Genomic DNA, 9346 nt, shown 5'->3' on the forward strand with positions numbered 1-9346 from the left:
TTCAGGTGATTACCGTCGTTAAAACGGTCTGCTCATGCCTGGCGCTACGCCATAAAACAGGCGGCAGCGCCAACCACGCGTTACCGATAAAAAAATCGCTAATCACAGCGGTGAAACAGTGGAGGCGATCAATACGTATTCAGCCAGTTTTGTGTTGAAGAAATGGTCAATGTGCCGCTATTTCAGGCAATTAACGAAATTTTGCCTGTTTTTCACGCAAACGAACACATTCGGTCTTTACATGGCGCACCGGGATGTTTATAGTGCGCCTCATTCCGGAAGTGTGGCCGAGCGGTTGAAGGCACCGGTCTTGAAAACCGGCGACCCGAAAGGGTTCCAGAGTTCGAATCTCTGCGCTTCCGCCAGATTAAACAAGGGGTTACCGAAAGGTAGCCCCTTTGTTTTTTTAGGCGCTATAGAATATAGTTAGAAAATACTGTTAGAATATTTCCCGAAAAAACGGACTACGCGAGTCTTTAGTTTCTTTTCGTTTCCCGATGTGTCTATTTATTGAAGATGTAGACCATTCTGGGAGGTGAAGGATGCCCCATCTCTTTCAGAATAATGTTGGTATATTCGACAACAGGGCCTCTTGGATGATTTTCTTCTTTATCCTGAAGATGGGTCAGGGCATGTACAACTTCATGAATAAATGAACGTTTTGTGTCAAAAAGTTGTCTTCCTTCGTTACTTTCATAATGTTCGGTATATGAATCATCAGAATCGTCCAGATTGAGACAAATAACTTTCCTGCCTTCTGAAAGTTTGAAGTGTTCCTGAGCCACGGTAGTTTCAAAGGCTTCGCCTGCCCCCAGTAGCCAGCGCTGCTCCACATCATGTAGTTCTTTTTCATATGCGTAATTCATCAGTCTGCGGAATGTTTCGCTTTGGGTATACGCATTTTGAAGTACGGAGGATAGTTCATCGTAGCATTCGTCATAAGTGTCGTCATCAATTTCTGTATCAGGGTCTATTCCACCCGCGCCTGAGATAAGGTACTCCACCACACACTCTGGCTCCAGACGGAATTCACTGTTTATGGCAAGGCTGTCATGAGCAAGGCGTAGCCGTGAGGGGTTTGGTGCATGTTCGGGAATATCGGGGAAAACAGGTGTATCTGCGGTATTTAATCTATATGTGGATACTCCGCTTTGAGGTATTAATCTGTAGGTGACCGGAAGCATAACTTCTTATTTCCTGACTACAATTATGAATTATTTAAATTAAACAATAATAGTGTTTTTAGTTAATGTGCCACATACAGGTAACGCTATGATTCAGACAAAGCCAACAAGTAATACGCTGAAAATGTTATTTATAATGAAACTTAGGGGCGGGGTTTATTTAATAAAACAAGGGGGCCTCTGTTTGAATACTTCTTGTTTATAAAATCCCTTTATCTCGACTAAAATATCGGATGGGGGAAAAGAGTTCTATCATTGTAATCCGGGAGTGGAGTAGGGGTATGTTGACTACCTGTCAGATCGGCTCCTGTTAATGCTTTCGCTAAAGTTAGAGCTATCTTATCTAATTTCGCACCATTTAGTTTGGTGTCAGTTAAGTCTGAGCCGAATAGAATTGCAGCGGTTAAGTTTACACCGGACATGTTAGCGCAAGTCAGGTCTGCGTGAGTCAGGTTTGCTTTAGTCATGTTTGAACCCATTAGATTTACAGCGTGTAGATTTGCACAACACAAATTTGCACCGACTAAATTTACATTAGATAGAGTTGTTTCACGGAAATCTGCATTAGAAGCATCTATTTTTGACAAATCTTCCCCCTGGAAATCTTTATGAGCCAGGTTTACTCCGCGCAGGTTCAGAAAACCATCCTCGGTTATAAGTGAATCAGGCTGTTGTATATTATGTTTACTCATCAGTTTTAACATTCGACATACATTCCAAAATCTCTCACTATCAACTTTATCCGTTACAGTTTTTCCATTTTTGTTCACTTCAATAATGACCATGGGATCCGTATTTTCGGATGCTGCTCCACATGACAGACATATAGTACACCCGTTGACATCCTCCAGAAATATTTTATTACCATCGAAGAAAGCATTTTTATTTACATATAATAATGATGTGGTCAGTTTTCCAATTACCTCCCGAAACCATCTTTCATTGCTTCTTCTTACTCCACCACAGGTAAAAAAATTGACAAACCATTCCAGTATACCGCGTGGTGAAGTTGCACTTTTCATTGCTTCTTTCGTACCGGTACCGGCCGCATGCAAATATCTTAATATATTTTCTGGGGACGCGTTAGTTATTGGCATTTTGATTCCTTCTTATGGAAGTGAGCCGACTCCTTATAGGTGTGAGTCAAGTCACATTTATACAAGGAATAATAAAAAAAGATATAAGGTGATTTTTGTATTTAGAGCTTTGGTTGAGTATGAGTAGGTGTCTGGCATCTGACAAGAGGCGATGATATCTGCCATAACGGTGAAGCAGAAGTAATATCACCCGTGAATAATAAGATTATCCTTGCTATTGACTTCCTTCATTTCCAGCATAGCTTACGCTTCATCATCATTGAATAAACAATTAAGTTTGTTGAGCGAAAATTTACTTAAAGAAAAAATAATAAGCACCAATATTTTTTGCAGTATTTCAACTTATACCAGAATAAATGCGCGTAGATGGCGTAAAAACCTGATGAGCAGGAATACTTACACACTAAAAATGCTCCCGCAAACAGAGCAAAATGAGAGAGATGAACGTTTGCCCCTTACATTTCCACCAAAGATTCTGGTCTTGTCTCTTGTAAAGGGCATACGTATCGCGTTTTATCTCATTAAGAAAGTATGTTGACGTATTAAATTATGCATAATGCTCTTTCAATTGCTTCACGTTTGAAATGAATAATTCAAAACCAGTGAGCGCCTCTTCTTCGGTACTGGTTTGCGGCAAGCGATAAAGCGCCACTAAAGCAGTATTGTCTGCGTCAGCGCCGATAGTGACGGCGCTGGTGTAGTTCAGACGTAAAAAATGCTGCAAAGTCAGGATGTCGTCAGGCAATGGCATAAAGGGACAGCACATTTCCAGTGTATGATCGGATTCATTAAAATAAACCTGTATCCCATCATCAATGATAAGCAGTGGCTCATCTTCTGGCGCATCCAGGCCTAACGCGTCATATAAACGATTTAATAGACTTTCCATATAGTTACCTCAAGACTCAAGATGTGATTAATGAAGAAATGCCTTTTACTGACTGCCAAATATTTTCATCCCCAACTCGTTTTTGATAGGAAAGATTGAGCACCTCTGGCGATAAATTTTTCATTACTTTGTTTCCCGCCCCGCCCGTATTTTGTTTCTGAATCTCCAGGTTACCGCTATTCAGTAATACTTTTTGGAAAATTTTCTGTCCACCGCTATCCGGAAGACTACCAGGCGCACTTAACATATGGGTCTGATGTAAGGAAATGATCTCTCGCTTGATTTCTGAATCCATCATCCCTGTACGATCTTTGCCGCTTTTACAATTCCAGGCGGGTACCGCGTCAATTTCATGGGCTAACATGGCAAGGCGTTGTGCGAGTTTATAGGGTTCGCCGCCATCTTTATGATGTTGGTTATTTTTCCATATATCCTTAATCTGGCGCGCTAATGTATTGACGACCTCATAATTATCCGGGTATTGCGCCAGCCATTCGCCAACCCAGCCACCTGGTCTGGCTTCAGGGCGTAAATCATTGCCTAATAACTGATGTAGCGCCTCGGCATTATAGCTATCCGATGCCTTAAGGCCAAAGCCGAGCTTGAGCGCCAGCTCATTAACACCCACATTAAATGCGGCGACGTCCGGTTTTATTTTTACCGTCTGTAGATCGCCATCTTTATTGCGGATTTTTAAATGAATCATTTTTCCCGGCTGGGTCAACGATTGCCATGCGCGCATTTGGTCCTCGACCATCGTTCCCTCTTTGCCGAAAATATTCGACGCGGTGAGTAACCCGACGGATACCAGTTTCAGGCTTACCGCCTCGCCCGCTAAGGCTTTGTTAAGCAACTCAGGTTTACTAAAAAGTGCCGCAGTTAATACTTCTTTGGCTTTGTTTTCAGCGCCGACGTGACGCAGAAGCGGATCTTTTTCATGATAGGGGGAAAGCACGCCATGACGTATCCCGCAAAAAAGCGTTTTATCTTTACCGTCCTCATGCACACTCACCGTGGACATCCACAAATTATTGGCGTGATGAATATTCTTGGTATCCCAACTGCATACGCCCTTTCCCTCATAAGCACTGGGAAAGATATCTTTTGCGCCGATTTTCATCTCTGCTGCAGGGAGCTGCGTGTTGGTATAGTGATGCCCGTTATGCGTGAGTGTATTTTTTATGGTTTGCCAGGGCTGGTTATTAAGCTGCTTGACCTGAGCATCTCTAAACGCTACTGCCGCAAAGCGATGAGCTTCTTTTGCAGGTAAGCCATCCTGCTGCTGAGTGCGTGCTGCAATAAGTTCGATAAGATTTTTCTTCAATGCTTTTGCCGCGGCTTCTTCTTGTTTTGTTGCTGGCCGGTCCGCTTTAACTTTGGCTAACTCCATTTGGTTTGCCATTGACGTTAGAACCGGGTCTTGTTTACCCAGAACGGTTGCCGCGACGGTAAGAAGATCGCGCTGTAAGTTATAGAGGTTATGCAGCGAGTGGTTAGACGCCTTCTGATGCTGTAGATAATTCCCCCATGTCGCGCCGGGTTCTCGCAGGACAATAATTTCCGGGCGAGCGTCGGGCGCTTTAGCCGGCGCTTTGCCCTGGCCTGAGAGAATCTGCATTCCGTTGTATAAGGTTTTTTGTAGGCTTTTAAAAGCCTCCTGGGTTTTTAGTGAAGCTGAGTGATAGAAGCTCTGTATTTGCATAGCGTTTTTAATATTCCTGAATAGGGGAGTGGGAACATTCAACAGGGTTAACAACCCTTTAAAAGGATGTGACTTTTATGCACCAGGAACTTTAAAAAAATGTCCTTTTTAATGAGGAAACGCTTCTGATCAGGCGGGGAGGCATCCTGACGTCCATACGTAGTGGCGATCATGGGGGAGATCGGTACATCAAATGTTCATAAAATCTACAAACTTCACAATTTATGGCACAACTTTTATTGAAAACCCACCTTCTTGACTCAGATCAAATTCACCGATTTACTCCTGCGTAAAGTAACGGCGTTACATCAAATGTTATACAGGTGTGTGTATGCCAGCAAAGCCCCGGACAAGTAAGACCGTGACGAAGAATATTCGTTTTTCCTATTCCATGCTTGAACAGATAGAATTCGCGTTGAAATCTGAAAAGACGCGGAATTTTTCAGCATGGGTAAAAGAGGCCTGTCGGGAAAAGTTATGTAACACGGGACATAAGCTGTAGTTATCGTCTTATGTAAGAGGGGGCGGCCATTTTGAAAAGAACAACGTGCTTATATACCTCCTGGGTTTTTGCCGCTTTTGTCTCTCTGCTGATATTTGCCTGGAGTGTCATAAACTATCCTCTCTATGAATCCATAATAATTATTGTCTTTTATATCTGGCTAATTCTGGTACCGCTTTATCTTATTGTGTATGAGTGGCTAATAGATTGTCATTAAATTTATGGCTGCGTACTTGAAAAGTGATATTTCATATCTGTACGGTAAGTCATTGTCGTAATAATATTATTGGTCAGGCGACGGGCGAGCGTCTGCGCATTTTGCATCGTTTTATCTTCAAAATTTTGCAGTAAGCGTTGCGCTTCTTTCGGATGCGACGCATATAATCTCAGATAGCTCTGCTCCATCTTATACTGCTGCTTAGCTGTTTGCTGTTCAAATGTTTTCCAGGCGTGTTGCACATCTGGCGCAAACGCATTGTAGTCCTGCATAACCAGCGTTTGCAGCGTGCGGAATGTCCAGTAGGTAGAGTCGTTGCTCGCCCGATCGGTTCCTTTATCATCTCCGGGTTGATAATGACGCATCCCCTGATAATAGGGGAGATAGACGCTAAGAGATGGCATTCCATAGGCGATGTATTCTACGTTGCCGATAGCCTGCGGTAATTTCGGTCTGACCTGTAAAATATGTGACTCCTGGGTACGAAAAACGGATATAGGTCGCCATGGTTCTTGTGGATTATGACTGGCATAAGGGTCGTGCGACGTTCCCTGATAGTGATTGCGTAGCGCGTTTTTTACTGCCGCCACGCTGATCTTCGTTATTGGCGTTAAAAAAACAGGAAATGTTTCCCCTTCGCTAACGACCGTATCCAGATGCGGATTAAACTGGTGTTGTAGCGTCCAGACGCGCGGATAATTATAGGTGGTATCGTTTTTGTTATCCTGCGAATAGGCTTGATGAAAGTCGAATTCGCCGCGGGCCGGATCATATAATCCCTGCTTTTTCGCAAAGCTTACTAACGTTGGTGACGCCATATAATTCGCGTTATCATTCGGATCGTAATGGCGTAAACGTCCCTGATTGGCGGAAACGAAATAGCTATCTGCCGGAAGTCGTACTGCCAGCCATTGATGACCGCTTCCCGTCTCCAGATACCATATCTCTTTGCTATCAATAAACGCGACGCCGAAACCTTCGCCCGCGCCTTTTTGTTCAATAATATCTCCCAGTAATTTGGCGCCCTGACGCGCCGATTGCGCCACTGGCAGGATCACGGACTCAATGGCGTCTTCCGTGATTCCCGTTTTTGTCACGTAAGGATCGGCAGCCAGCGCCGCTCTGCCGTTATAAATGGTTTCCGTTGCGCTCATTCCGACGCCCGCCGAATTGAAACCGGCTTCACCCATGGCGTTATCGTTAGTATCAAAGTCATGAATCGCCGTATAGCGCATCGCTGTCTCCGGAAGCGGCCAGCTAAAATTGTTCCGATGTGCTTTATACTCGCCTTGTTGATGAAACGCGATGGGATGAATAACCTTATGCTTGGCGTTATTTGCCGAGCCATCTTCGTTGCGCGCGATAATGAAGGAGCCGTCAGCCGAAGCCTGATTGCCTACCAAAAGGGTAGTACAGGCGATGACTTTACCCATACCCAGCAGCGTAACGGCGAATGCAAGATACTTTTTCATAAAGGTTCCCACTGAATAACGCATTATGGGATGAATTGACCCTGGATTGGAAACCGAGAAAGTGATCGAGCCAGCAATATTCTTTGCCGGCATCCTTTATTTTCTCTTTATTGAGGTTGTATTGATAACCACAGCCCTGTGGCAGGGAAGGGGAACAGAACCTGTCCTGACCTTAGCTATCACCACTATCAGGCAGACGAACCGAAAAGATATTATGTTCATCGGCATAGCGGTAAGATGCCGAGCCACCGTGTAATAGAGCAATCGCGTTAACTAACGATAACCCCAGGCCGAAACCGGCAGTGTGGCGGGCATTATCTCCTCGCCAAAAACGCCGGAAAAGCTTATCCGCATCGGCGGGGTGGCTGCCTGGATTAGCGACCCGAATTTCTGCAACGTTATCATCATAAGCGCTTTCAATACGTATCACGGCGTTTTCATCAGAATAACGGATGGCATTCGTCAGCAGGTTTGAGAGCACTCTTTGTAATAATATTTCGTCAGCCCATACCGTTCCCTGACATTGATTTATAAAACAGATGCGCTTCTCCTCGGCAAGGGGGCTAAGATAATCCAGCATATTTTCGACCAGCGCATTGAGCGAAACAGGCTGTTTTTTTACCGCTATATTCTGGTGCTCCGCGCGTGCCAGAAAGAGAATATTTTCTGTCAGTCGCGACAGTCCCTCCAGCTCTTCAATATTATCGACAAGGGCTTGTTGATACTCTTCGGCGCTGCGTTCCTGACTCAGCATCACCTGATTCTTCCCCAGTAAAATATTAACCGGCGTGCGCAGCTCATGCGCCAGATCGTCGGCAAATTGGTTCAGGCGTTCAAAATCGTCGGAAAGCTTCTGGCGCATGGTATTTAGCGCTTGTCCAAGCGGCCTGAGCTCAACGGGTAACGCCTGTTCCGCCAACGGCTGGCGAAGTGTGCCGCTATCTGTCGCCGCGGTGAGTCGGCTGAGCGACGTAATGGCCCGCAGCCCGTTTCTGATGACTAATGGACTGAGCGCCGAACAGACGAGGATCGCGATAAGGCTCATCAGCAAACTGTTGCGGCGATATTGCGCCAGCATTTGCCGCCTTTCCGTCGCCAGCCTGGCAATAGTAAGGGTCAGCGGGTCATCGCCGCTTCTGGCGCTTACGCGTACCGCGGTCAGTTCCGTGCCTTGTACCGCCTGGCGAAATAAGGTTTCGCGGGTGATGTTTTTAGTCAGCGGAATCTCGTTAAAGCGTTGGTCGGGGATGCCGCTATGATTAATCGCAACATTGTGGCCTGTTGCTGAATGGATCAATAAGATGTCCTGCTTCGTATCCACCATCCGATTGAAATAGAGCGGCAGATTTTCCGGCCTGGCGCCATCCAGTAACAGTTGCTGCATTTGCGCCGCCCGATTTATTAGCGTCATATCATCCCGATACGTTAATTCTTTGCTCAGCGCGTTATAGAGCGTCCAGCTAATGCCGGTACAGGCGAGGATAAGGATGGCGATAAAAGAAATTGTCAGGCGCAGCGTCATTGATAACTTAACCATTCTGCGACGTTTCCGCCTGTAATCGATAACCCATCCCCCGGACGGTCATAATGAGCTTCTTTTCAAATGGATCGTCTACTTTGGCGCGCAGCCGACGAATCGCGACATCAACGGTGTTGGTTTCACTATCAAAGTTAATTCCCCAAACTTCGCTGGCGATCGCGGTTCGGGGCACGATTTCTCCTGCCCGGGACGCCAGTAACCAGAGGAGCAGGAATTCTTTGCGGGTCAGGGAAATCGGTTTGCCATTTCGTGACACTGATTGCTTTGTGGCATCCATGTCCAGACCATTGATCGTCAGTCGAGTAAAGGCAGGGACATGCTGTCTGAGTTGAGCTCTCACCCGGGCCAGCAGTTCGGCGAAGGAAAAAGGCTTAACAAGGTAATCATTAGCGCCCGCCTCAAGACCTTTGACGCGATCCTCAACCGAGTCGCGCGCCGTCAGGCAAATAACAGGGGACTGATGCGCAGTGCGTAACGCGCGTAAAACCTGCCATCCATCAAGCCCCGGCAGCATAATATCAAGAATAATCAATGAATAATGTTCCTGAAGGGCCAGGTGTAATCCGTCTCGTCCATCACAGGCATAATCAACCACATAGCCTGCTTCCGTGAGTCCCTGACGTACCCACTCAATGGTTTTCTGGTTATCTTCAATCAATAAAATCTTCATCAACGCAGTATGCCATAGGCTTGTTAGCGAATCCGTAAATCTCCAACAAGATGACATAATTGTCATGTCCGTG

General features: G+C 45.5%; 10 protein-coding genes, 1 tRNA gene and 9 other annotated features. Of the genes, 3 read left to right on the top strand and 8 right to left on the bottom strand.

Annotated features, from left to right (window positions below; all coding sequences use genetic code 11):
* Window positions 1-276: 276 nt before the first annotated feature.
* Window positions 277-361 (top strand) — tRNA-Ser (gene serT, locus STM1086).
* A 142-nt stretch (window positions 362-503) separates the two neighbouring features.
* Here serT and pipA read toward each other — a convergent pair.
* Together pipA and pipB are read right to left on the bottom strand one after the other, a co-directional pair.
* Window positions 504-1192 (bottom strand): Pathogenicity island encoded protein: SPI5 gene (gene pipA, locus STM1087; protein NP_460060.1). Within the gene, window positions 504-1184 belong to an annotated coding region; the region does not span the whole gene.
* Window positions 1187-1192, bottom strand: a ribosome-binding site (putative RBS for pipA; RegulonDB:STMS1H001360). It overlaps the preceding gene by 6 nt.
* Before the next feature lie 213 nt (window positions 1193-1405).
* Window positions 1406-2288 (bottom strand): Pathogenicity island encoded protein: SPI5 gene (gene pipB / locus STM1088; protein ID NP_460061.1). Within the gene, window positions 1406-2281 belong to an annotated coding region; the region does not span the whole gene.
* Window positions 2283-2288: a ribosome-binding site (putative RBS for pipB; RegulonDB:STMS1H001361), on the bottom strand. It overlaps the preceding gene by 6 nt.
* A 210-nt stretch (window positions 2289-2498) precedes the next feature.
* On the opposite strand from pipB, the gene STM1089 reads away from it, so the two are divergent.
* Window positions 2499-2819 (top strand): Pathogenicity island encoded protein: SPI5, encoded by a 321-nt coding sequence (locus STM1089; protein ID NP_460062.1) that lies wholly within the window; start codon window positions 2499-2501, stop codon window positions 2817-2819.
* A gap of 9 nt (window positions 2820-2828) precedes the next feature.
* Here STM1089 and pipC read toward each other — a convergent pair.
* Together pipC and sopB are read right to left on the bottom strand one after the other, a co-directional pair.
* Window positions 2829-3176, bottom strand: a protein-coding gene (gene pipC / locus STM1090) for a Pathogenicity island encoded protein: SPI5 (protein ID NP_460063.1). Within the gene, window positions 2829-3170 belong to an annotated coding region; the region does not span the whole gene.
* Window positions 3171-3176, bottom strand: a ribosome-binding site (similar to ipgE of Shigellaputative RBS for pipC; RegulonDB:STMS1H001362). Its footprint overlaps the gene before it by 6 nt.
* A gap of 10 nt (window positions 3177-3186) precedes the next feature.
* Window positions 3187-4880 (bottom strand): Pathogenicity island encoded protein: SPI5 gene (sopB, locus tag STM1091; RefSeq protein NP_460064.1). Within the gene, window positions 3187-4872 belong to an annotated coding region; the region does not span the whole gene.
* Window positions 4875-4880 (bottom strand) — a ribosome-binding site (putative RBS for sopB; RegulonDB:STMS1H001363). (Overlaps the previous gene by 6 nt.)
* 316 nt (window positions 4881-5196) lie before the next feature.
* Window positions 5197-5202 (top strand) — a ribosome-binding site (putative RBS for orfX; RegulonDB:STMS1H001364).
* Here sopB and orfX point away from each other — a divergent pair.
* Window positions 5197-5374, top strand: a protein-coding gene (gene orfX, locus STM1092; RefSeq protein NP_460065.1) for a Pathogenicity island encoded protein: SPI5. Within the gene, window positions 5204-5374 belong to an annotated coding region; the region does not span the whole gene. It overlaps the preceding feature by 6 nt.
* Here the strand turns inward: orfX and STM1093 are convergent.
* From STM1093 to copR, 4 genes are all read right to left on the bottom strand, one after another.
* Window positions 5375-5492 (bottom strand): Pathogenicity island encoded protein: SPI5 gene (locus STM1093; RefSeq protein ID NP_447525.1). Within the gene, window positions 5375-5485 belong to an annotated coding region; the region does not span the whole gene.
* Window positions 5487-5492: a ribosome-binding site (putative RBS for STM1093; RegulonDB:STMS1H001365), on the bottom strand. (Overlaps the previous gene by 6 nt.)
* Before the next feature lie 101 nt (window positions 5493-5593).
* Window positions 5594-7068, bottom strand: a protein-coding gene (pipD, locus tag STM1094) for a Pathogenicity island encoded protein: SPI5 (RefSeq protein ID NP_460067.1). Within the gene, window positions 5594-7063 belong to an annotated coding region; the region does not span the whole gene.
* Window positions 7063-7068 (bottom strand) — a ribosome-binding site (putative RBS for pipD; RegulonDB:STMS1H001366). (Overlaps the previous gene by 6 nt.)
* 167 nt (window positions 7069-7235) lie before the next feature.
* The gene (gene copS / locus STM1095) for a Copper resistance; histidine kinase (protein NP_447527.1) occupies window positions 7236-8619 on the bottom strand. Within the gene, window positions 7236-8600 belong to an annotated coding region; the region does not span the whole gene.
* Window positions 8593-9345 (bottom strand): Copper resistance transcriptional regulatory protein gene (copR, locus tag STM1096; protein ID NP_460069.3). Within the gene, window positions 8593-9339 belong to an annotated coding region; the region does not span the whole gene. The genes copS and copR overlap by 27 nt, the downstream gene beginning before the upstream one ends.
* Window positions 8614-8619, bottom strand: a ribosome-binding site (putative RBS for copS; RegulonDB:STMS1H001367). (Overlaps the previous gene by 6 nt.)
* Window positions 9340-9345: a ribosome-binding site (putative RBS for copR; RegulonDB:STMS1H001368), on the bottom strand. It lies within the gene copR.
* Window position 9346: the final 1 nt, after the last annotated feature.

It is taken from the genome of Salmonella enterica subsp. enterica serovar Typhimurium str. LT2 (genome assembly GCF_000006945.2).
Lineage (GTDB): Bacteria > Pseudomonadota > Gammaproteobacteria > Enterobacterales > Enterobacteriaceae > Salmonella > Salmonella enterica.

Bases quoted from the DNA above. Each gene is read 5' to 3' on its own strand.
- STM1093 (NP_447525.1), bottom strand. From the start codon at position 5,485: ATGACACTCCAGGCAAATATCAGCAGAGAGACAAAAGCGGCAAAAACC.
- pipC (NP_460063.1), bottom strand. From the start codon at position 3,170: ATGGAAAGTCTATTAAATCGTTTATATGACGCGTTAGGCCTGGATGCG.
- copS (NP_447527.1), bottom strand. From the start codon at position 8,600: ATGGTTAAGTTATCAATGACGCTGCGCCTGACAATTTCTTTTATCGCC.
- copR (NP_460069.3), bottom strand. From the start codon at position 9,339: ATGACAATTATGTCATCTTGTTGGAGATTTACGGATTCGCTAACAAGC.
- pipB (NP_460061.1), bottom strand. From the start codon at position 2,281: ATGCCAATAACTAACGCGTCCCCAGAAAATATATTAAGATATTTGCAT.
- pipD (NP_460067.1), bottom strand. From the start codon at position 7,063: ATGAAAAAGTATCTTGCATTCGCCGTTACGCTGCTGGGTATGGGTAAA.
- orfX (NP_460065.1), top strand. From the start codon at position 5,204: ATGCCAGCAAAGCCCCGGACAAGTAAGACCGTGACGAAGAATATTCGT.
- pipA (NP_460060.1), bottom strand. From the start codon at position 1,184: ATGCTTCCGGTCACCTACAGATTAATACCTCAAAGCGGAGTATCCACA.
- sopB (NP_460064.1), bottom strand. From the start codon at position 4,872: ATGCAAATACAGAGCTTCTATCACTCAGCTTCACTAAAAACCCAGGAG.